The sequence below is a fragment of the Pseudomonas sp. N-1-13 genome, assembly GCF_057787095.1.
The window spans coordinates 3,099,063-3,121,954 of record NZ_JBYNRI010000001.1; the positions used below are offsets into that span (position 1 = coordinate 3,099,063).

Annotated in this window: 19 protein-coding genes; 13 read left to right on the top strand and 6 right to left on the bottom strand. The window is 60.3% G+C overall.

The genetic code is table 11. The annotated features are described in order from the left end of the window. The first annotated feature begins 57 nt into the window (after positions 1-57). Genes AC3I65_RS13970 through fabI form a run of 6 tightly spaced genes read left to right on the top strand, consistent with a single transcriptional unit; the run spans position 58 to position 8,264 of the window. Positions 58-1,890 (top strand): extracellular solute-binding protein, encoded by a 1,833-nt coding sequence (locus AC3I65_RS13970; RefSeq protein ID WP_047225762.1) that lies wholly within the window; start codon positions 58-60, stop codon positions 1,888-1,890. Further along, positions 1,887-3,740 carry an extracellular solute-binding protein gene (locus AC3I65_RS13975; protein ID WP_107322355.1) on the top strand — a complete coding sequence of 618 codons (1,854 nt, stop codon included), beginning with the start codon at positions 1,887-1,889 and terminating at the stop codon, positions 3,738-3,740. Before AC3I65_RS13970 ends, AC3I65_RS13975 begins: the two co-directional genes overlap by 4 nt. Before the next feature lie 3 nt (positions 3,741-3,743). Continuing rightward, positions 3,744-4,817, top strand: coding sequence for a microcin C ABC transporter permease YejB (locus AC3I65_RS13980; RefSeq protein WP_047225760.1), 1,074 nt, complete (start codon positions 3,744-3,746; stop codon positions 4,815-4,817). Between the two features lies 1 nt (position 4,818). After that, a complete protein-coding gene (locus tag AC3I65_RS13985) occupies positions 4,819-5,838 on the top strand; it encodes an ABC transporter permease (protein WP_047225759.1) in 1,020 nt (339 codons plus the stop codon). A 1-nt stretch (position 5,839) separates the two neighbouring features. Further along, on the top strand, positions 5,840-7,450 hold the full coding sequence (locus AC3I65_RS13990; RefSeq protein WP_076384417.1) for an ABC transporter ATP-binding protein: 1,611 nt from the start codon (positions 5,840-5,842) through the stop codon (positions 7,448-7,450). 19 nt (positions 7,451-7,469) lie between these two features. Further along, on the top strand, positions 7,470-8,264 hold the full coding sequence (gene fabI / locus AC3I65_RS13995; RefSeq protein ID WP_003202751.1) for an enoyl-ACP reductase FabI: 795 nt from the start codon (positions 7,470-7,472) through the stop codon (positions 8,262-8,264). Positions 8,265-8,518: 254 nt separating this feature from the next. On the opposite strand, the gene AC3I65_RS14000 is transcribed toward fabI, so the two are convergent. Then, a complete protein-coding gene (locus AC3I65_RS14000; protein WP_047225757.1) occupies positions 8,519-9,481 on the bottom strand; it encodes a sensor domain-containing diguanylate cyclase in 963 nt (320 codons plus the stop codon). Positions 9,482-9,618: 137 nt separating this feature from the next. Here AC3I65_RS14000 and AC3I65_RS14005 point away from each other — a divergent pair, with 137 nt between their 5' ends. Further along, positions 9,619-10,443 carry a helix-turn-helix domain-containing protein gene (locus tag AC3I65_RS14005; RefSeq protein ID WP_419417070.1) on the top strand — a complete coding sequence of 275 codons (825 nt, stop codon included), beginning with the start codon at positions 9,619-9,621 and terminating at the stop codon, positions 10,441-10,443. Positions 10,444-10,471: 28 nt separating this feature from the next. On the opposite strand, the gene AC3I65_RS14010 is transcribed toward AC3I65_RS14005, so the two are convergent. Beyond that, positions 10,472-11,059 carry a LysE family transporter gene (locus AC3I65_RS14010; protein WP_419417071.1) on the bottom strand — a complete coding sequence of 196 codons (588 nt, stop codon included), beginning with the start codon at positions 11,057-11,059 and terminating at the stop codon, positions 10,472-10,474. 202 nt (positions 11,060-11,261) lie between these two features. On the opposite strand from AC3I65_RS14010, the gene AC3I65_RS14015 reads away from it, so the two are divergent. Beyond that, entirely contained in the window at positions 11,262-12,716 is a 1,455-nt protein-coding gene (locus AC3I65_RS14015) for a TrkH family potassium uptake protein (RefSeq protein WP_107322352.1), read from the top strand. 79 nt (positions 12,717-12,795) lie between these two features. Here AC3I65_RS14015 and AC3I65_RS14020 read toward each other — a convergent pair whose 3' ends face one another. Then, positions 12,796-13,260, bottom strand: a complete 465-nt coding sequence (locus AC3I65_RS14020) for a hypothetical protein (protein ID WP_047225753.1) — start codon at positions 13,258-13,260, stop codon at positions 12,796-12,798. Positions 13,261-13,404: 144 nt separating this feature from the next. On the opposite strand from AC3I65_RS14020, the gene AC3I65_RS14025 reads away from it, so the two are divergent. From AC3I65_RS14025 to AC3I65_RS14035, 3 genes are all read left to right on the top strand, one after another. Continuing rightward, on the top strand, positions 13,405-14,487 hold the full coding sequence (locus AC3I65_RS14025; protein WP_419417072.1) for a methylated-DNA--[protein]-cysteine S-methyltransferase: 1,083 nt from the start codon (positions 13,405-13,407) through the stop codon (positions 14,485-14,487). Between the two features lie 23 nt (positions 14,488-14,510). Beyond that, on the top strand, positions 14,511-15,128 hold the full coding sequence (locus AC3I65_RS14030) for a DNA-3-methyladenine glycosylase family protein (RefSeq protein WP_488523891.1): 618 nt from the start codon (positions 14,511-14,513) through the stop codon (positions 15,126-15,128). A gap of 191 nt (positions 15,129-15,319) precedes the next feature. Next, positions 15,320-15,808, top strand: coding sequence for a GFA family protein (locus AC3I65_RS14035; protein ID WP_488523892.1), 489 nt, complete (start codon positions 15,320-15,322; stop codon positions 15,806-15,808). A 135-nt stretch (positions 15,809-15,943) separates the two neighbouring features. On the opposite strand, the gene AC3I65_RS14040 is transcribed toward AC3I65_RS14035, so the two are convergent. Further along, positions 15,944-16,549, bottom strand: coding sequence for a MiaE family protein (locus tag AC3I65_RS14040; protein WP_076384407.1), 606 nt, complete (start codon positions 16,547-16,549; stop codon positions 15,944-15,946). 159 nt (positions 16,550-16,708) lie between these two features. Between AC3I65_RS14040 and AC3I65_RS14045 the strand changes: the two genes are divergently transcribed. Further along, positions 16,709-17,572, top strand: coding sequence for a universal stress protein (locus AC3I65_RS14045; RefSeq protein ID WP_274090122.1), 864 nt, complete (start codon positions 16,709-16,711; stop codon positions 17,570-17,572). 27 nt (positions 17,573-17,599) lie between these two features. Here AC3I65_RS14045 and AC3I65_RS14050 read toward each other — a convergent pair whose 3' ends face one another. Then, complete coding sequence (locus tag AC3I65_RS14050; protein ID WP_281459163.1) at positions 17,600-18,070, bottom strand: DUF1289 domain-containing protein; 471 nt, start codon at positions 18,068-18,070, stop codon at positions 17,600-17,602. Between the two features lie 408 nt (positions 18,071-18,478). On the opposite strand from AC3I65_RS14050, the gene acnB reads away from it, so the two are divergent. Then, positions 18,479-21,079, top strand: a complete 2,601-nt coding sequence (gene acnB / locus AC3I65_RS14055) for a bifunctional aconitate hydratase 2/2-methylisocitrate dehydratase (protein WP_092396851.1) — start codon at positions 18,479-18,481, stop codon at positions 21,077-21,079. 262 nt (positions 21,080-21,341) lie between these two features. Here the strand turns inward: acnB and AC3I65_RS14060 are convergent, their stop codons facing one another. Further along, positions 21,342-22,622, bottom strand: a complete 1,281-nt coding sequence (locus AC3I65_RS14060; RefSeq protein WP_139049956.1) for a serine/threonine transporter — start codon at positions 22,620-22,622, stop codon at positions 21,342-21,344. Positions 22,623-22,892 lie beyond the last annotated feature (270 nt).

A 22,892-nucleotide genomic window follows, 5' to 3' on the forward strand; every position in this document is an offset into this window, starting at 1 on the left:
TACAAGCTGTTACTGTACGGGCCATAAAGCCCAAGCCGCCTGGATCGGATCTCAGACTTGATACGTCCCCTCCTCCTGCTCCTGATCAGCCTGGCCTTGAGCTCTCCCGCCGGCGCAACCATTAGCGAAAGCCATGGTTATGCGCAGTTCGGCACGCTCAAGTACCCGGCCAGATTCACCCACTTCGACTGGGTCAACCCGCAAGCGCCCAAGGGCGGTATCTTGCGGGTCATGGCATTTGGCACCTTCGATACGCTCAATCCCTACACTTTCAAGGGCAGCAGCCCAGTTTCGACGCCCAACTTCTTGCAATACGGCATCAACGAGCTGAACGAACCGCTGATGGTTGGCACCGGTCAGTATGCGCCGTCCGGCGACGAGCCGACGTCGAGCTATGGCCTGATCGCCCGTTCGGTGGAATACAGCGAAGACCGCAGTTGGGTGGTGTTCAACCTCAGACCCGAAGCCCGTTTTCACGACGGCGTGCCGATTACCGCCTATGACGTGGCGTTCTCCTACAGAACGCTGCTCAAGGAAGGTCATCCGCAGTACCGCACCAACCTTCAGGAAGTGCTACGGGTCGACATCCTCAACCCGCTGAAAATCCGCTTTGTGTTCAAGCGTACGGGCAACCCGCTGCTGATCCTGCGCCTGGGTGAGTTGCCGGTGCTGCCCCAGCATTACTGGAAAGACCGCGACTTCAAGGCCACCACCTTCGAACCGCCCTTGGGCAGCGGCCCTTACCGGATTACCAAAGTGCAGCCTGGTCGCCAGTTGGTGTTTGAGCGGGTCAAGAATTACTGGGGCAAGGACCTGCCGGTCAATCGCGGCAAATACAACTATGACCGGATGGACGTGGAGTTCTACCGCGACAGTGAAGTGGCTTTCGAAGCCTTCAAGGCCGGGGAATTCGACATCTACATTGAACACCAGGCCAAAAACTGGGCCAACGGCTACCGGTTCCCGGCGGTCAATCGCGGCGAGGTGATCAAGGCGCAGATTGCTCACCAGATCCCGACCCAGACCCAGGGTCTGTTCATGAATACCCGGCGCAGCACGTTCGCCCAGGTCAAGGTTCGTGAAGCCCTGGGGCTGATGTTCGACTTCGAGTGGACCAACCGCACGCTCTTCAGCGGCGCCTACAAGCGCACCCTCAGCTACTACCCCAACAGTGAATTCTCCGCCAGCGGTCTTCCGGTGGGCCACGAATGGCTGCTGCTCAAGCCGTATCGGGAACAACTACCGCCCGCATTGTTCACCCAACCCTTCAGCCTGCCCCAGACCGACGGGCGGGGCATCCCCCGGGAAACCCTGCGCAAAGCCCTGGGATTGCTGAAGGAAGCCGGGTGGACCATCCACGGCCAGCGCCTGCTCAACGCCGACAGCCAGCCCCTGCGCTTCGAGATCCTGCTGGTGAACCCGAACCTGGAGCGCATCCTGCAGCCCTACGTGGAAAACCTCGCCAGCATCGGCATCCAGGCCCGCCTGCGTACGGTGGATCGCGCTCAATACAAGCAGCGTCTGGACCAGTTCGACTTCGACATGATCCTGCTGACCCTGGGGCAAACCCTCAGCCCGGGTCTTGAGCAATGGCAGTACTTCCATTCCAGCCAGGCGGGGGTCAAGGGCAGCAAGAACTACGCCGGCATCAACAACCCGGTGGTCGATCACCTGCTGGAAAAGCTCCTGTCTGCCCGCACCCGTGACGAACAGGTCGCCGCCGGCAAAGCCCTGGACCGTGTGCTGCTGTGGCAGCACTACTGCATCCCTAACTGGTATCTCAATTATCATCGCCTGGCCTACCGTAACCGGTTTGCCTTTGTCACTACGCCGCCCTACACCCTGGGTTTGAGCGCATGGTGGCTGAAATCTTCGGAGAAAGATCAATGAAGCCTTTACGCGCCCTGCTCCTGCAGGCCAGCGGCCTGTTGTTCGCCGGACTGGCCTGTGCCGCACCGCAGCACGCCTTGACCTTGTACAACGAGCCGCCGAAATACCCGGCCGACTTCAAGCATTTCGATTATGTGAACCCTGACGCCCCCAAGGGCGGGATTTTTCGTCAGGGCGGGTTTGGTGGCTTCGACAGCCTCAACCCTTTTATCAGCAAGGGCGTCCCCGCCGATGACATCGGCCTGATCTACGACACCCTGGCCAAACAAGGCCTGGACGAACCGTTCACCGAATATGGCCTGATCGCCGAAAAAATCGAGAAGGCCCCGGACAATGCCTGGGTGCGCTTCTACCTGCGGCCCGAAGCCCGCTTCAACGACGGCCATCCCGTACGCGCCGAGGACGTGGTGTTCAGCTTCCAGACCTTGACCAAGGACGGCGCTCCGATGTTCCGCGGTTATTACAACGACGTGGCTGAAGTCATCGCCGAAGAACCGCTCAAGGTGCTGTTCAAGTTCAAGCACACCAATAACCGCGAATTGCCGCTGATCCTCGGCCAACTGCCGGTATTGCCCAAGCATTGGTGGGCCGGGCGCGAATTCAACAAGGGCAACCTGGAGATCCCCCTCGGCAGCGGTCCGTATAAGGTCGCCGAAGTGAAGGCTGGCCGTTCGATTCGCTATGAACGCGTGAAGGACTATTGGGGCAAGGACCTGCCGGTCAACCGCGGCTTCTACAACTTTGACGTGCTGACCACCGACTACTATCGCGACAACACCGTGGCGGTCGAGGCACTGAAGGCCGGGCAGTTCGATTTCTGGCTGGAAATGGCTGCCAAGAACTGGGCCAACGCCTACAACATCCCGGCCGTGACCGAAGGCCGGCTGATCAAGGAACAGATCCCCAACGGCAACCCCACCGGCATGCAGGGCTTTGTCTACAACTTGCGCCGCCCGGTCTTCCAGGACGTGCGGGTGCGCAAGGCCTTGAGCCTGCTGCTGGACTTCGAATGGACCAACAAACAACTGTTCCACGGTGCCTACGCCCGCACCCGCAGTTATTTCGAAAACTCGGAGATGGCCGCCACCGGCCTGCCCGGCGAAGACGAGCTGAAGATCCTCGAGCCGTTGCGTGGCAAGATCCCCGAGCAGGTGTTCACCCAGGCCTTCCAGCCTTCGGTATGCGACGGCAGCGGCATGATTCGTGACCAGCAGCGCAAGGCCTATCAATTGCTGCAAGAGGCCGGCTGGCGCATCGTCGACGACAAGATGGTCGATGCCCAGGGCAAACCCGTGGTGCTGGAGTTCCTGCTGGCCCAGACCGAATTCGAGCGGGTGCTGCTGCCGTTCAAGCGTAACCTCAGTGACCTGGGCATCGAACTGGTGATCCGCCGGGTCGACGTGTCCCAATACATCAATCGCGTGCGCTCGCGGGATTTCGACCTGATCGTGGGCAGTTTCCCGCAGTCCAGCTCGCCGGGTAACGAACAGCGCGAGTTCTGGATGTCGGCCGCCGCCGATAATCCCGGCAGCCGCAACACCATGGGCCTGAAGGACCCCGCCGTCGACCAACTGGTGGAGCAACTGATCAACGCCGACTCACGCAAGAGCCTGGTGGCCCACGCCCGGGCGCTGGACCGGGTGTTGCAATGGGGCTACTACGTGATCCCCAACTGGCACATCAAGACCTGGCGCGTAGCCTACTGGAACCACATCGGCCATCCAAAAATCACCCCGACCTACGACATCGGCACCACCACATGGTGGGTCAAGCCAGACGTCAAGCCTTCCATCGAGGTGGAAAAACAGGTCATCGAGCAAAAAATCGTCGCCCCGGCGAGTGTGGAGTAACCGATGCTGGCTTATATCTTTCGGCGTCTATTGCTCATCATCCCGACCCTGTTTGGCATCCTGCTGATCAACTTCGTGATCATCCAGGCCGCGCCCGGCGGGCCGGTGGAGCAGATGATCGCCAAACTCGAAGGTTTCGAAGGCGCCACCAGCCGCATTGCCGGTGGCGGTGCCGAAGTGTCGGTGGCCGGCTCCGCCTATCGCGGCGCCCAGGGGCTGGACCCGGCGCTGGTCAAGGAAATCGAGCGCATGTACGGCTTCGACAAGTCGGCGCCGGAACGCCTGTGGATCATGATCAAGAATTACGCTCGCCTGGATTTCGGTGACAGTTTTTTCCGAGACGCCAAGGTCATCGACCTGATCAAGGAAAAAATGCCGGTCTCCATCTCGCTAGGGCTGTGGAGTACGCTGATCATGTACCTGGTGTCGATCCCGCTGGGGATCGCCAAGGCGACGCGGCATGGCAGTCATTTCGACGTCTGGACGAGTTCGGCGATCATCGTCGGCTATGCCATCCCGGCGTTCCTGTTCGCCATCCTGCTGATCGTGGTGTTTGCCGGCGGCAGCTATTTCAACTGGTTCCCGCTACGGGGGCTGACGTCCAACGATTTCGATGAACTGAGCATGGGCGGCAAGATCCTCGACTATTTCTGGCACCTGGCCTTGCCCGTGACGGCCCTGGTGATCGGCAACTTTGCCACCATGACCCTGCTGACCAAGAACAGCTTCCTCGATGAAATCAACAAGCAGTACGTGGTCACCGCCAAGGCCAAGGGCCTGACCCGCAATCGGGTGCTCTATGGTCATGTGTTCCGCAACGCCATGCTGCTGGTGATTGCCGGCTTCCCTTCGGCGTTCATCGGAATCTTCTTCACCGGCTCGTTGCTGGTAGAGGTTATTTTTTCCCTTGATGGCCTCGGCTTGATGAGTTTCGAGGCGGCAATCAACCGTGACTACCCGGTGGTCTTCGGCACCCTGTTCATCTTCACCCTGCTGGGGCTGGTGGTGAAACTGATCGGTGACCTGACCTACACCTTTGTCGATCCACGCATCGACTTCGAAAGCCGGGAGCATTGAGATGAACCTGTCCCCCCTCAATCGCCGCCGTTTCGAACTGTTCAAGGCCAACAAGCGTGGCTGGTGGTCGCTGTGGCTGTTCCTGATCCTGTTCGGGCTCAGCCTGGGCGCCGAGTTGATCGCCAATGACAAGCCGCTGGTGGTGCACTACGACGACGGCTGGTACTTCCCGGCACTCAAGCGCTACCCGGAAACCACGTTCGGCGGCGAATTTCCGCTGGAAGCCAACTACAAGAGCCCGTACATCCGCGAACTGCTGGCCGCCAAGGACGCGTGGGTGCTGTGGGCACCGATCCCGTTCAGCTACCAGAGCATCAATTACGACCTGAAGGTCCCCGCCCCGGCACCGCCCTCCTCGGTCAACTGGCTGGGCACCGACGACCAGGGCCGTGATGTGCTGGCCCGGGTGATCTATGGTTTCCGTGTTTCGGTGCTGTTCGCTCTGACACTGACCCTCCTCAGCTCGATCATCGGCGTGATCGCCGGCGCCTTGCAGGGCTTTTACGGCGGATGGGTCGACCTGGCCGGACAGCGTTTCCTGGAGATCTGGTCGGGGCTACCGGTGCTTTACCTGTTGATCATCCTGGCCAGCTTCGTGCAGCCGAACTTCTGGTGGTTGCTGGGCATCATGCTGCTGTTCTCCTGGATGAGCCTGGTGGACGTGGTCCGCGCCGAGTTCCTGCGCGGGCGCAACCTGGAATACGTGCGTGCCGCGCGGGCATTAGGCATGCAGAACGGCGCGATCATGTTCCGCCACATCCTGCCCAACGCCATGGTCTCGACCATGACGTTCATGCCGTTCATTCTCACCGGGGCCATCGGCACCCTCACGGCCCTGGATTTCCTCGGGTTTGGCTTGCCTCCGGGCGCTCCGTCCCTGGGTGAACTGGTGGCCCAAGGCAAATCCAACCTGCAGGCGCCTTGGCTGGGCATCAGCGCGTTCGCCGTGCTGGCGATCATGCTGAGCCTGCTGGTGTTCATCGGCGAGTCCGCTCGCGATGCCTTCGATCCGAGGAAGTGAAATGAATCAGGACAATCTGATCGAAGTGCGCGACTTGGCCGTGGAGTTCATCGTCGGCGAACGTCGCCAACGGGTGGTCGAAGGCGTCAGTTTTGACATCAAGCGTGGCGAAACCATGGCCCTGGTCGGCGAAAGCGGCTCAGGCAAGTCGGTGACCGCCCACTCGATCCTGCGGTTGCTGCCCTACCCGCTGGCCCACCATCCAAGCGGGACCATCCAGTACGCCGGCCAGGATTTGCTCGGGTTGAAAGAAAAGACTATCCGCCACATCCGGGGTAACCGGATCGCGATGATCTTTCAGGAGCCGATGACGTCCCTCAATCCGCTGCATTGCATCGAGAAGCAGATCAATGAAGTGCTGGGCATTCACAAGGGGCTGTCCGGTAAGGTCGCTACCCGTCGCACCTTGGAGTTGCTGGAACTGGTGGGCATCCCCGAGCCGCACAAGCGCCTCAAGGCCCTGCCCCACGAACTGTCCGGTGGCCAGCGCCAGCGAGTGATGATCGCCATGGCCCTGGCCAACGAACCAGAGCTGCTGATTGCCGACGAACCGACCACGGCACTGGACGTCACCGTCCAGCTGAAAATCCTCGAATTACTCAAGGATTTGCAGGCGCGGCTGGGCATGTCGCTGCTGTTGATCAGCCACGATTTGAACCTGGTGCGAAGAATTGCTCATCGCGTATGTGTCATGCAGCGCGGTTGCATCGTCGAACAGGCATCGTGCGAAGAGCTGTTCCGCGCGCCGCAGCATCCGTACACTCGGGAACTGCTGGCCGCCGAGCCCAGCGGCAACCCGGCGACCAACGTGGTCGGCCCGCCGCTGTTGCAGGTCGAGGACCTGAAAGTCTGGTTCCCGATCAAGAAAGGCCTGTTCAAACGCACGGTGGACTACATCAAGGCCGTGGACGGTATCCGCTTCAGCCTGCCCCAGGGCCAGACCCTGGGTATCGTTGGCGAAAGCGGCTCCGGCAAGTCCACCCTGGGGCTGGCGATCTTGCGGTTGATCGGCAGCCAGGGGGGGATCCGCTTTGAAGGCAAGCAGCTGGACTGCCTGTCGCAGCAACAGGTCCGGCCACTGCGCCGGGAGATGCAAGTGGTGTTTCAGGACCCGTTCGGCAGCCTGAGCCCACGGATGTGTGTAAGCCAGATCGTCGGCGAAGGCCTGCGGATCCACAAGATCGGCACCGCAGCCGAGCAGGAACAAGCGATAATCGCGGCATTGAAGGAGGTAGGCCTGGATCCGGAGACCCGGAACCGCTACCCCCATGAATTTTCCGGAGGGCAGCGGCAGCGTATCGCCATTGCCCGGGCCCTGGTGCTCAAGCCGGCGTTGATTCTGCTGGATGAACCGACGTCGGCCCTGGACCGTACCGTGCAACGCCAGGTGGTGGAGCTGTTGCGGTCGCTGCAAACCAAGTACAACCTGACGTACCTGTTTATCAGCCATGACCTGGCTGTCGTCAAAGCGCTAAGCCACCAGTTGATGGTGGTCAAGCATGGCCAAGTGGTCGAACAAGGTGATGCCCGCAGCATATTTGCCGCGCCGCAACACCCCTATACACAGCAGTTGCTGGAGGCCGCTTTCCTGGCCCCAACAACTGCCGAATAACCTGAAAGAGGAGCAACACATGGGTTTTCTCGCCGGTAAGCGCGTACTGATCGTCGGTGTCGCCAGCAAGCTGTCCATCGCATCCGGCATCGCCGCCGCCATGCATCGCGAGGGCGCTGAGCTTGCCTTCACTTATCAGAACGACAAACTCAAGGGTCGCGTCGAAGAGTTCGCACAAGGCTGGGGTTCGAGCCCTGAGCTGTGCTTCCCGTGCGACGTGGCCAGCGATGAAGAAATCGCCAAGGTTTTCGAAGAACTGAGCAAGAAGTGGGACGGCCTGGACTGCATCGTGCACTCCGTGGGCTTCGCCCCGGGCGATCAACTGGACGGCGACTTCACCGAAGCCACCACCCGCGAAGGCTTCCGCATTGCCCACGACATCAGCGCCTACAGCTTCGTGGCCCTGGCCAAAGCCGGTCGTGAAATGATGAAAGGCCGCAACGGCAGCTTGCTGACCCTGTCGTACCTGGGCGCCGAGCGCACCATGCCGAACTACAACGTGATGGGCATGGCAAAGGCTTCCCTGGAAGCAGGCGTGCGTTACCTGGCCGGCTCCCTGGGCCCGGATGGCACCCGCGTCAACTGCGTATCGGCCGGTCCAATCCGTACCCTCGCCGCTTCCGGCATCAAGAACTTCCGCAAAATGCTGGCCGCCAACGAAGCGCAGACTCCGCTGCGTCGCAACGTCACCATCGAGGAAGTCGGCAACGCCGGCGCCTTCCTGTGCTCGGACCTGGCCTCGGGCATCAGCGGTGAAATCATGTACGTGGACGGCGGCTTCAACACCACCGCCATGGGTAACATCGAAGAGTAATCTTCACGTCACATCCGCTGCGTAAAAACGCCGCTTGTCCTGAAAAGGGACAAGCGGCGTTTTTTATTCCGCTCTGGTCATGGCGGCGGGTCAGCTTGCATTCGTGTTGAATGGGCCACCGCTATCGCGAGCAGGCTCGCTCCCACATTTTCCGAGTTGCTCATAAACTTCGGGCAAACCACAAATCCCCTGTGGGAGCGAGCCTGCTCGCGATGACGATGGACCTGCACACATAAGGGCTTGATGTGACGCCGTCAGCGCGAGCCAGCCTGTTTTTGAATGTACATCGCCTCATCAGCATCCGCCAAAAGGCTGTCGATGGACTGATGACGCTTCGGGTCATAGTCGATCTGGCCCACGCTGAAACGGATGTCATAGCCACGCTGCAACATCGCATTGCGCTCATCAAGGATTTCCCTGAGTCGCGCCATGATCGCCGAGGTTTCGACATGGGCAGAGCCGGTGAGCAGCGCCACGAACTCATCGCCACCCAAACGACCGATCACATCACTTTCGCGAAAGGCGATGCGTAGCACGTCGGCAAACGTTTTTAGTGCCGTATCGCCCTCGGCGTGTCCGAAGCGGTCGTTGATGAGCTTGAAGTCGTTGAGGTCGAAGAACAGCAGTGTTGCCGGACGCGACAGGCGCTCGCAAACGCTCAGCGCATGCTGGGCCAACGTCTTGAAACCACGTCGATTGGACAGCAAGGTCAGTTCGTCCATGCTCGCCATCTGCACAGCAATCATTTCCTGCTCGGCCATGCTGGCCAAGTCGCGCAGCAGTTCGCGCTCTTCGTCATTGAGCTTGCGCGGCTTGGTGTCCAGCAAGCACAGGGTTCCAAGCTTGCTGCCGTCATCCAGTGCCAACGGCTGCCCGGCGTAGAAACGAATGCCGGGTTTATCGGTGACAAACGGGTTGTCGCGAAACCGCTCGTCCTGCTCCGCGTCGCAAACCTCCAGAATCTGATCCTGCAAAATGGCGTGTGCACAAAATGAAACGTCGCGTCCGGACTCACTGGCGTCCAGGCCCGCGTTGGACTTGAACCACTGACGGTTGGCATCCACCAGCGACACCAGCGCAATGGGCACATCGAACAAACGCCGGGCAAGGCGAGTCAGGCGGTCGAAGCGCTCCTCGGGCGCAGTGTCGAGCAATTTGAGCGAGTGCAAATTCTTGAGGCGAACGGCTTCGTTATCCGGTTTACCAGGCGCAAGCATCGGAAACTCCATAGAGAGGGCTTGTTGAAGTCTAGCCCAGGCCCTCTCCTCTTCAAACCGAACGGCCAAACCAGACAGGCATTTCTCGACGGGGCCGAATACACTGCGACACAGGTTCAAGACGAGGACGCCGACCGATGAAGCCCGCCCCCCATGATGCCGCCCCACGTTTCTGGCGTGATGCAGCGCTGCCCTTCATCGAAGCCCGGGGCATCGCCGATGGACGCAAGGTCTGCTATTCGCGTCATTCCCATGACCACTTTTCCATCGGGGCGATCACGGCCGGGCGCAGCACCTACCTGCATGAGCAATCGAATTTCCAGGTAGAGAGCGGTACGGTCGTATTGATGAACCCCGGCGATGTCCATGCGTGCAACCCGATCAATGATCAGCCATGGTCGTATGTAATGCTGTACGTCGACACCCAGTGGCTGACGGACTTGCAGCGCCGAATCGGCTTTGACGAGACCCTGGGTTTTCAGGGCTTCGCCACCACCCACAGTCGCGACATCGAGCTGTTTGCCGCCCTACAGGGTTTGTACGGCCAACTGGTGGATGAGCGGATCGACATCGCCCACAAACACGCCGCCGCCGAAGCGTTTTTCATCGACCTGCAACACCGGCTCAACCCAGCCGGACGCCCGGACCGCGGCAGCCACCCGGGGTTGATGCGAGCGGCACAGTTTATCCATGACCATTGCAGCGAGGCCTTGAAACTCGAAGACATCTGCGCCGCCGCACAACTTTCGCCGTCGTACCTGAGTCGGGCCTTCAAGCGCCATTACGGCATGACGCCCCATGCGTTCCTGGTCAATCGTCGGATCCAGTTCGCCCGTCGACAGTTACGCGAAGGCAAGCTGATCGCCGATGTCGCACTGAACAGCGGGTTTGCCGACCAGGCGCATTTCCAGCGTGCCTTCAAACAACACCTGGCCGCCACCCCGGGCCAATATCGCGGTTGATACCCGACCCTGCTTTTGCGGGGATGGCTCAAGGCAACAACAAATACACCGCACTGATCACCAGCAACGTCGCCATCGTCCGATTGAACAGGCGCATGGTCGCCGGGTTGCCCAGCCAGACCCGCAGAAAACTGCCGGCATAGGCCCAGCAGCCCACCGAGAGATAACAGATCACCAGGTAGATAGCTGCAAACTGCCACACCAACCGCGCCTCACCATCGGCCACGAACGCTCCCATCCCGGCCACACAGGCCAGCCACGCCTTGGGGTTGAGCCACTGCATCAACGCGCCGTAAAACATCGACGGCGCCCGCTCCTCGTCTCCGGCGCCCAACTGCCCGTTGTCCATCGCCAGTTTCCAGGCCATGAACAACAGAAAACCCACGCCCCCCAGTTGCACCACTCGCGTGAGGCCGGGCCAGCGCTGCAGCACTTCGTGCAACCCCAGCCCCATCAACACCAGCAGCAAGACAAACCCCAGGGTGGCCCCGGCCACGTGACGCAAGGTGGCACGAAAGCCGAATCGCGCCCCGGAACTGAGGGCTACAATATTCACCGGCCCGGGAGTGATGGACGCCACCAGTGCAAACGCCGCCATGGAAATAATCAGACTCATTGCATACCTTCTTCATGTCCGTGAGGTGGCGTTCAAGGTAAATTGCACGCCACTGGCGGTATTGAACAAAACTGCCCAATGACGACGACTCACCGCGCGCCGTGCGAACAGGTGCTGTTTCGGGCTTTTTTTTACGCAAACTTTACGCAGCGTCCGGTCAACGAAATCGATACTGGGCGGCTCATTCTTTCAGGCGTGTTTTATGTCCCTTGCGGCTGTGCGGTTTATCGGATTCATCCTCGGCATTTTCCTGATCACCCTGGCCGCGAGCATGGCAATCCCGCTTCTCACGCTGATGGTGTACGAGCGAAACGATGACCTCTCGGCGTTCTTGTGGTCGAGCCTGATCACCTTTGTCTGCGGCATCTTGCTGGTAGCACGTGGTCGGCCAGAGCACATACAACTGCGTCCGCGGGACATGTACCTGCTGACCACTGCCAGTTGGGTGGTTGTCTGCACCTTCGCCGCCTTGCCGATGGTGTTTATCCAGCACATCAGCTACACCGACGCATTCTTCGAGACGATGTCCGGCATCACCACCACCGGCTCGACCATCCTCACCGGCTTGGACAATGCCTCCCCGGGCCTGCTGATCTGGCGCTCGATGTTGCAGTGGCTCGGAGGGATCGGCTTCATCGGCATGGCAGTGGCCATCCTGCCGCTGCTGCGGGTCGGCGGCATGCGACTGTTCCAGACCGAATCATCGGACTGGTCGGAGAAAGTCACACCGCGCTCCCATGTGGCGGCGACCTACATCCTGTGGCTCTACTTAGGCTTGAGTGCCCTGGCCGCCCTGGCCTTGTGGCTGGCGGGCATGACACCTTTCGAAGCGATCAACCATGCGATGACCATGATTTCCACCGGAGGGTTCTCCACTTCGGATTCGTCCCTGGCCAACTGGTCTCAACCGGCCATCCACTGGATCTCGGTGATTATCATGATCGCCGGTGCACTGCCCTTCACCTTGTATGTCGCCACGTTGCGCGGGAACAAACGAGCGTTGCTCAGGGATCATCAGGTCCGTGGATTCCTCGGATTCCTGGTCATTACCTGGCTCGTGGTGGGCACCTGGCTGAGCCTGAACAGCGACTACGCCTGGCTGGACGCGGTGCGCATCGTAGCCGTCAACGTGACTTCGGTGGTCACCACCACCGGTGTGGCGCTGGGTGACTACTCGCTATGGGGCAGCTTTGCCCTGCTGCTATTTTTCTACCTGACGTTTGTCGGCGGTTGTTCGGGATCCACCTCCGGCGGGCTAAAGATTTTTCGTTTTCAGGTGGCCGGCGCCTTACTGATGGGCAGTTTGAAACAACTGATCCATCCGCGGGCGGTGATTCAGAAAAAATACAACAAGCACCCCATCGACGAAGAGATCGTCCGTTCGCTGCTGACGTTTTCTTTTTTCTTCACCATTACCATCGGCGCTATCGCCCTTGGGCTTGCGCTGATCGGCCTGGACTGGACGACGGCCCTCACCGGTGCCGCCACGGCCGTGTGCAACGTCGGGCCAGGACTGGGCTCAATCATCGGACCGGCCGGCAACTTCTCCACCTTGCCGGATGCGGCCAAATGGCTGCTGACCATTGGCATGCTGCTGGGTCGTCTGGAGATTCTGACCGTGCTGGTGTTGTTCACGCCGGTGTTCTGGAAGTATTGAACACTTCGGGTAATGCGAAGCCGATAAACGAAAAAAGCCGCGACGCCAATCCATAACGTCGCGGCTTTTTTTCAAGCGATCAGCGGTCGTTCTTGATCGAAGAGCTGGTCGCGTTGGTCAGTCCCTTGGTGTTGTGGGTGCCTGGCGTAGTGGTGGAAATGGCCGACGCCTTGGTCAAGCCGCGCGTGTCACGGTCCTTGGCGATGTTCGACGTGAGCGAAGCCTTGCTGGTCCGGTCGGTGCGGGTGGTACCGGTGTGTTTGCCGCTCAGGCCATGATCGCGAGTCCGGGTGCCGGTGTGGTCGCTGGTCAATCCTTTACCAAGGCCGCTGGAAGCGCTGGACTTGCCACTGCCCTGGCCACCGCCGACACCACCACCGTGGCCGCCGCCGTTTCCACCGCCCTTACCGCCACCCCCGCCATTCCCACCACCGGCAGCGTAGCTCGCGCCAATAGGCGACAGGTCGGCGGGCAACAAGGCTGAGGCACTCAGCATCAAGGCACACACAGCGACGGCGATCAGGGATTTCTTATGTTTGGACATGATGTCTCCGAAAGACAAAAACAACGGTTGAACCTTTAAGACTCAGGGGTTCAACTTTTGTTCGTAAGCAGCCGACCAAGTGAATGGAAATTCACTGTCGATTTTCCGGTGGAGCCATCCCGGGCCTGGCTCTATGCTCCTCCCATGAACCTACACGACTCGCTGCTCCCACCCCATGCCGAGATGGTCCGCGCCATGCTCGAACGAGACACCGCCTACGAGGGGGTGTTCTTCACGGCGGTCAAGACCACCGGCATCTTCTGTCGCCCCAGCTGTACGGCGCGCAAGCCGAAGCCGGAAAACGTCGAATTCTTCGCCCACGCTGACGAAGCCATGTCGGCCGGCTATCGAGCCTGTCTGCGTTGCAAGCCGCTGGATGCCGCCGCCATCGCGCCCGCCTGGATCCAGGCGCTGCTCAAGGCCGTGGACGCCGAACCCGACCTGCGCTGGACCGATGCTTTGTTGCTGGAACAAGGCATTGAACCGCTGAAGCTGCGGCGCTGGTTCAAGCAGCATTTCGGCATGACTTTCCATGCCTACCTGCGCACCCGACGGCTGGGCATCGCCCTGGGGGGCATCAAAGAAGGGATTTCCATCGACAATGCGGCCTTTGACTCAGGCTACGAGTCCCTGAGCGGATTTCGTGACGCCTTCGTGAAGTCTTTCCACATCACACCGGGCCGCGCCTCCCACAGCGAACCCCTGCTGTTCACCCGCCTGACAACGCCACTGGGGCCGATGCTGGCCATGGCCGAACGGCGCGGCCTGGTGTTGCTGGAGTTCCTCGACCGCCCGGCCCTGACCCGGGAAATCGAAGAGTTGCAACAACGCTACGGCTATACCGTCGTCCCGGGGCACAATCCCCACTTGCAACAGATCGAAACCGAACTGGCCGACTATTTCGCTGGGAAGCTCACCTCGTTCAGCGTGCCGCTGCACATGCCCGGCAGCGCCTTCGCCGTCCGGGTCTGGGCTGAACTGGAAAAAATCCCCTATGGCGAAACCCGTAGCTACGGCAACATCGCTACTGCCCTCGGCAGCCCTGGAGCCAGCCGTGCGGTGGGACTGGCCAACGGCCAGAATCGCCTGGCCATCGTCATCCCCTGCCACCGGGTGATCGGTGCGGATGGCTCGTTGACCGGTTATGGTGGCGGGCAGCCACGCAAGGCTTTTCTGTTGCGGCTGGAAAAGGCCGCGGTGCAGGTGTCCCTGCCACTGGCATTCTGACCAGCCTGCCGAGTGAACACCTGATGCCTGTCCCGTACCACGATGCCAGCACCTTTCTGGCAAGCCTCGACGAAGACTGGTGCCGTCATGTCGAGATGATCGGCCCTTGTCTGCTGCAACCCAAACCGGCCCGCGACCCGTATGAAGCACTCGTCCGGGCGATTGCCTATCAACAACTGCATGCTAAAGCCGGCGATGCGATTCTCGGTCGTTTTCTGCGGCTGTTTCCGGGGGCGATATTCCCCAGGCCTGAGCAGATCCTGGCGACTGACTTCCAACAGATGCGCGACTGCGGATTTTCCGCCAGCAAGATCGCGACCATACAGGGCATCGCTCAAGCGACGCGGGACGAGGTGGTGCCGGACTACCCCGCGGCGCTGGCCATGGATGATGAGTCCTTGATCGAACGCTTGATCACCCTGCGCGGCGTCGGACGCTGGACCGTGGAGATGCTGCTGATCTACAGCCTGGAGCGACCCGACATCCTGCCGGCGGATGACTTTGGGGTGCGTGAGGGGTATCGGCGGCTCAAGGGCTTGGACGTCCAACCGACGCGCAAACAGATGGTTGGGATTGGACAGGCGTGGAGCCCGCATCGGACGGTGGCGGCGTGGTATTTGTGGCGGGTGCCCGGTCGCTAGAGCGCGTCATCGTTCATCGCGAGCAGGCTCGCTCCCACAGGGATTTCGGTGTTTGTGTTCACTGAAGATCAAATGTGGGAGCGAGCCTGCTCGCGATGGCTGCCGCATGGCCGGCCTGAATTCAGCTGTCAAAAAATGCCGACCGTCTAGGCTGTCCTGAGCCACTTCCCAATTGCCAACCGGAGGTTCTCATGCAGCTCGAAGGATCCTGCCATTGCGGCGCGGTGTCGTTCAGCCTCGACAGCGCCCACCCCTACCCTTATCAGCGCTGCTACTGCTCGATCTGTCGCAAGACCCAGGGTGGAGGCGGCTTTGCGATAAACCTTGGGGGCAATGCCCGGAGCTTGAAGGTACGCGGTCGCAAGCACATCTCGATCTATCATGCGCGGCTCAAGAATGACGGGGATAAACGCGCCCACCGCAGCAGCGCCGAACGGCATTTCTGTTCCCTTTGCGGTTCAGGCTTGTGGCTGTTCAGCCCCGAATGGCCTGAGCTGATCCACCCGTTCGCCTCTGCCATCGACACGCCGTTGCCGGTACCGCCTGAGCACACCCATCTGATGCTGGGCTCCAAGGCGCCGTGGGTGGAAGTCGAGGCGCACGCCGGCGATCAGCAGTTCGAGGTCTATCCCCAGGAGTCCATTGCCCAATGGCATGAACGCCTGGGTTTGAGCGATTAAGGATGCAGAGCTGCGTGAGGCCTCATCGCGAGCGGGCTCGCTCCCACAGGGATTTTCGGTGTACTCATTACTTGTGTTCACTGAAGATCAAATGTGGGAGCGAGCCTGCTCGCGATGGCGTCAGGGCAAACAGCCCTATACCGCAGGCACACCACTGTGGAAGCGAAACTCCACATCCGGCGATTCAATCAGCGCCTGCTCGGCGTCACGAACCTTGTCGATCACCTGGGCGATGTCCTTGGCGTCGCCATACTGGTAGGCCAGTTTCAGGTAGCCCTGGAAATGCCGCGCTTCGCTTTTGAGCAAGCCGAAATAGAACTTGCCCAATTCTTCGTCCAGGTGCGGCACCAGGGCCTCGAAACGCTCGCAACTGCGGGCCTCGATGAAAGCGCCGACCACCAAAGTGTCCACCAGTTTGACCGGTTCGTGGCTGCGGACCACTTTGCGCAGCCCCGAGGCGTAACGCCCGGCAGAGAGCTGGCGTAAGCCGACCTTGCGTTTTTTCATCAGGCGCATCACCTGTTCGTGATGCACCAGTTCTTCCCGGGCCAGACGTGACATCAGGTTGATCAGGTCAACGTGGGAGTGGTACTTGGCGATCAGGCTCAGGGCGGTGCTGGCGGCCTTGAATTCGCAGTTCTTGTGGTCGATCAGCAGCGTCTCCTGGTCGGCCAGCGCCGCCTGGACCCAGGCATCGGGAGTGCGGCAACCAAGGAATTCATGAATTTCGGGAAGGATCATGGGGCTCACGGAAAAAGAGAGTCGAGCGAAGGGCGCCGATTATACCGGCCTGCCTCCAGACCACCAGCCACCGCCGTTGATATGCATCAAGTCGACGACTGCCATACAACAACTATAGTTGAGCAACGCCATGCCTTTTTATTGCTGGAGACGCCGATCATGCAAGCCATTCGCAGCATTCTGGTGGTCATCGACCCCGAACATTCGGAAAGCCTCGCGCTCAAGCGCGCCAAGCTGATTGCCGGTGTCACCCAGGCCCACCTGCATCTGCTGGTGTGTGACAAGAAGCATGACCATGCCGGCATGCTCAGCGTGCTGAAGGCCGCGTTGCTGGCCGACGGCTACAGTGTCACCACCGAACAGGCCTGGAACGAAAGCCTGTACGAAACCATCATCGACGTACAGCAGGCCGAAGGTTGCGGCCTGGTGATCAAGCAACATTTTCCCGACAGCCCGCTGAAAAAAGCCCTGCTCACCCCGGCGGACTGGAAATTGCTGCGCCATTGCCCGTCTCCAGTGCTGCTGGTGAAAACCGCCGGTTCCTGGAAAGACAAAGTGATCTTGGCCGCCGTCGACGTGGGCAATGCCGACGGCGAGCACCGCCACCTGCACTCCACCATCATCGATCACGGCTACGACATTGCCATCCTGGCCAAGGCGCACCTGCACGTGATCAGCGCCCATCCCACACCGATGCTGTCCTCCGCCGATCCGACGTTCCAGCTCAAGGAAACCATCGAGGCCAAATACCGCGAACAATGCCGGGCGTTCCAGGCTGAGTTCGACATCGACGACCAACACCTGCATATCGAAGAAGGTCCGGCGGACGTCCTGATTCCATACATGGCGCGCAAGCTGCAGGCAGCGGTGACAGTGATCGGCACCGTGGCGCGTTCCGGGTTGTCAGGGGTCTTGATCGGCAATACCGCCGAAGCGGTGCTCGACACGCTGGAAAGCGACGTGCTGGTGCTCAAACCGCAGGAGGTCGAGGATCATCTGGTGGAGCTGGCGGTCAAGGACTGACACCCCTCGCCACAAAAGCCATCTCCTTCAGCCGCCAATGGCATCCTTCAGGAACCCCGGCGCGATGTAGCGCTGGTAATGGGCTTCGGACAGCAGGAAGAATTCCCGATCAATGGCGTCGCGCAGGTCCGGCAGGTCCCAGTCGCGAAATTCGGGCATCAGCACCATGCCGTAGGCTTCCAGGTTGTTGATCACCCGCGCGCCACGGGCGATCAATTGATAAGCCCAGCAATATTCCGACTGGTGCGGCACAAAACGAATCTTGCGTGTTTCCAGTTGCTGGCGCAGGAGCGCAGGATCAAAAACCTCCAGCTTGGCCACCATCACCTGGACCAGCAACTGCTCAAGCCGCATCCACACCGCGCGTTTTTCGTCCTCGCCATAGCCGTTCCAATGAATCACTTCATGGTGGAACCGCTTGCAGCCACGGCACACCAGGTCACCATAGACAGTGGAGCAAAGGCCGACGCAGGGGGTCTTGATGAGCTGGTTGGGCATAAGGAAAAACACACGCAAAAGCAGGACAGGCCGGCATGTTAGCCCTTTGTCTAAGATTGATCACCCCTCAAACTTCAGGGGCCAACTTACGTTTATTTTTTTTTTGCCGTAGAATCAGCCAGCCTTTTAAGGCGCCAATGTCCGTTAGAAGCTGTTTTCAAAGCGTCACGAGCACAGTCGTTCCTTCAGAGCGGTGTTGGCCGAGGGTCTTTCCAGCGGGGAAAGCCCAACGCCAACCCTCATCAGCTCCCCGTTCTGCAGGCGTAAAACTTTGAAAGCAGCTTCTGTGAGGAACTCGCGGAAACTCTGGCGTGGTGGCTCAAAAAGCCTCCGACGCGCATGAGTACCGTGGGTTTCTGGATGAGCGTCCCGGACACCCATTTGGGACCACTGATGAGGGTAATAACTGTGCTTGAAGCCTACCGCAAACATATCGAAGAGCGTGCAGCACTGGGTATCGTTCCCCAGCCGCTTAACGCCGAACAAACCGCAGGCCTGATCGAGCTGCTGAAGAATCCTCCGGCTGGCGAAGAAGCTTTCCTCGTTGACCTGATCACCAATCGCGTTCCGCCTGGAGTCGACGAAGCCGCCTACGTGAAGGCCGGTTTCCTGTCCGCCCTGGCCAAAGGCGAAGCCCAATCCCCTCTGCTGGACAAGAAGCGCGCCGTTGAACTGCTCGGCACCATGCAGGGCGGCTACAACATCGTGACCCTGGTGGACCTGCTGGACGACGCCGAACTGGCGCCCGTAGCCGCCGAAGAACTCAAGCACACACTGCTGATGTTCGATGCCTTCCACGACGTGGCTGAAAAAGCCCGCAATGGCAACGTTCACGCCAAGGGCGTGCTGCAATCCTGGGCCGACGGCGAGTGGTTCAAGAACCGCCCCGTGCTGGCCGACAAGATCAGCCTTCGGGTGTTCAAGGTTACCGGCGAAACCAACACCGACGACCTCTCCCCGGCTCCTGACGCCTGGTCCCGCCCGGACATCCCACTGCACGCCCTGGCCATGCTGAAAATGGCCCGTGACGGTATCGTGCCGGATGAACAAGGCAAGACCGGCCCGATGAAGCAGATCGAAGAGATGCGCGGCCAGGGCTTCCCGATCGCCTACGTCGGTGACGTGGTCGGTACCGGTTCGTCGCGTAAATCAGCCACCAACTCGGTGCTGTGGTTCTTCGGTGACGACGTGCCTTACGTGCCGAACAAGCGCGCCGGTGGTTTCTGCTTCGGCAGCAAGATCGCCCCGATCTTCTACAACACCATGGAAGACGCCGGCGCCCTGCCGATCGAATTCGATGTGTCCAACATGCACATGGGCGACGTGATCGACCTGTACCCGCATGCTGGCAAAGTCTGCAAGCACGGCACTGATGAAGTCCTGACCACCTTCGAAATGAAGACCCCGGTCCTGTTGGACGAAGTGCGTGCCGGCGGCCGTATCCCGCTGATCATCGGTCGCGGCCTGACCGAGAAGGCACGTGCCGAGCTGGGCCTGCCCGCTTCGGACCTGTTCAAGAAGCCGGAAGCCCCGGCCGAAAGCACCAAGGGTTTCACCCTGGCGCAGAAAATGGTCGGCAAGGCCTGCGGCGTGACCGGCGTTCGTCCGGGCACCTACTGCGAGCCGAAGATGACCACCGTCGGTTCCCAGGACACCACTGGCCCGATGACCCGTGACGAATTGAAAGACCTGGCGTGCCTGGGCTTCTCGACCGATCTGGTGATGCAGTCCTTCTGCCACACCGCGGCCTATCCAAAGCCGATCGACGTGACCACCCACCACACCCTGCCTGACTTCATCATGACCCGTGGCGGCGTATCCCTGCGTCCGGGCGACGGCATCATCCACAGCTGGCTGAACCGCATGCTGCTGCCGGACACCGTCGGCACCGGTGGTGACTCCCACACCCGCTTCCCGATCGGTATCTCGTTCCCGGCCGGTTCTGGCCTGGTGGCGTTCGCCGCCGCCACTGGCGTCATGCCGCTGGACATGCCGGAATCGATCCTGGTTCGCTTCAAGGGCAAACTGCAACCAGGCGTCACCCTGCGTGACCTGGTACACGCCATCCCTTACTACGCGATCCAGAAAGGTCTGTTGACCGTCGAGAAGAAAGGCAAGAAGAACGCCTTCTCCGGCCGCATCCTGGAAATCGAAGGCCTTGAAACCCTGACCGTCGAGCAAGCGTTCGAACTGTCCGACGCCTCGGCCGAACGTTCGGCTGCCGGTTGCACCATCAAGCTGTCCAAGGAATCGATTGCCGAATACCTGCAATCGAACATCACCCTGCTGCGCTGGATGATCGGCGAAGGCTACGGCGATGCCCGCACCCTGGAGCGTCGTGCCCAGGCGATGGAAGCCTGGCTGGCCAACCCGGAACTGCTGGAAGCCGACAAGGACGCCGAATACGCCGAAGTCATCGAGATCGACCTGGCCGACGTCAAGGAGCCTGTGCTCTGCGCGCCGAACGACCCGGACGATGCCCGCCTGCTCTCCAGCGTCGCTGGGCAGAAGATCGACGAAGTGTTCATCGGTTCGTGCATGACCAACATCGGCCACTTCCGCGCTGCCGGTAAGTTGCTGGAACAGGTCAAGGGTCAGTTGCCAACCCGTCTGTGGCTCTCGCCGCCGACCAAGATGGACGCTCACCAGCTCACCGAAGAAGGCTACTACGGCATCTACGGCAAGGCCGGTGCACGGATGGAAATGCCAGGCTGCTCGCTGTGCATGGGTAACCAGGCACGCGTGGAACCGAACTCCACCGTGGTGTCGACTTCGACCCGTAACTTCCCGAACCGTCTGGGCGACGGCGCGAATGTCTACCTGGCTTCGGCCGAACTGGCATCCGTGGCGTCTATCCTGGGTCGCCTGCCGACCGTCGAGGAGTACATGGAATACGCCGGCAAGATCGACAGCATGGCAGCGGACGTGTACCGCTACCTGAGCTTCGACCAGATCGCCGAGTTCCGTGAAGCGGCTGCCAATGCCAACATCCCGGTCGTTCAAGCCTAAGGCTTCAACGCTCGACTAAAACGCCGCCCTTCTTGCGAGGGGCGGCGTTTTTTTATGCCTGGGATTTCGATGCAAGCTGGCAGGCCGCTATCGCGAGCAAGCTCGCTCCCACAGGGGACTTTCGGTGGATGCGATGCCTATGAACACCTCGGACACACTGTGGGAGCGAGCTTGCTCGCGATGGCGACCGTATAGCCAGCATCCATGCCAACTGAACCACCGCTTTCGCGAGCAAGCCCGCTTCCACAAGGGGGCTGTGTTATCAGGCCATTAGGGAGTAGACCAACGCAGTAATCGCCACCAACCCCACCAGCGCGACAAATACATTGGACGCCTGGCCGCGGTAACGGGCCATGGCTGGGACCTTTTGGATGGCGTACATCGGCATCAGGAACAGGATCGCCGCGATTACCGGGCCGCCCAGGGTTTCGATCATGCCCAGGATGCTCGGGTTAAGGGTGGCGACGATCCAGCACACCACCAACATGAACGCTGCGGTCAGACGGTCCAGGGTCTTTGCCGCCGGACGTCGACCGCTCTTGACGATCAGGCCCTTGAGGCCTTCGCTGGCGCCAATGTAATGCCCCAGGAAGGACTTGGAGATCGCCACGAACGCAATCAATGGCGCGGCAAAAGCGATGGTCGGATTGCTGAAGTGGTTGGCCAGGTACGACAGGATCGACAGATTCTGCGCCTTGGCCTCGGCCAGTTGCGACGGGGAAAGCGTCAAAACACAACTGAACACAAAGAACAGCACCATCACCACCATCAGCACATGGGCGCGCGAGAGGATCTGCGAGCTGCGCACTTCGGCGTTATCGCCATGGCGACGCTTCTGATCCACCGCAAACGCCGAGATGATCGGCGAGTGGTTGAACGAGAACACCATCACCGGAATCGCCAGCCACAAGGTATGCAGCAGCGCCGAAGGTTCAGGCAGCGTGGACGCTGTGGTCAGGATGCCACCGTTCCAGTGCGGGATCAGAAACACCGCCAGGAACAGCAACGCTACGATAAACGGATAGACCATCAGGCTCATGGCCTTGACGATCGCCTGCTCCCCGCATCGCACCACTGCCAGCAAACCCAGGATCAACACCAGCGACAGCACCACCCGAGGTGGCGGCTGGATATGCAGTTGATGCTCCAGGAAGCTGCCCACCGTATTGGTCAGCGCCACGCTGTAGATCAGCAGAATCGGGAAAATTGCAAAGAAGTACAGCAACGTGATCAGTGCACCGGCCTTGATACCGAAATGCTCCTCCACCACGTCAGTGATGTCCGCGCCTTCACGGCCGGACAACACGAAACGGGTCAGCCCCCGGTGGGCGTAGAACGTCATGGGAAAGGCTAGCAACGCCAGGATCAACAACGGCCAGAAACCGCCGAGGCCGGCGTTGATGGGCAAAAACAAAGTACCTGCACCGATGGCGGTGCCAAACAGGCCCAACATCCAAGTAGTGTCATGCCGCCCCCACTGGCTGAGCGTAGCTGGGGCTGTCGTTTCAAAGCGTTCTTCGACGCTAGTGGCCTGATCATTCATCCGGTCGGATCTCCGCATTCCGGTCACATGCACCCGACCAGGACGAGTCGGAAAACCCCGACAGGCAGCGCCCTGGCCGAAACAGGGGCGCGATTGTCCGGGATTAACGAGCAGAAGCAAAGACTTAGCTGAGGAGCGGTTGTGAGGACGGTGCATCTGCGGCAAATAACGCCGGGGAATGAAGCCGCCGACCTATCGCCTTTTTGCGCCAACTCCTACACTCAGAACAGATGAAACAATTGCCAGCGCAGGATAAGCCACAATGCACAA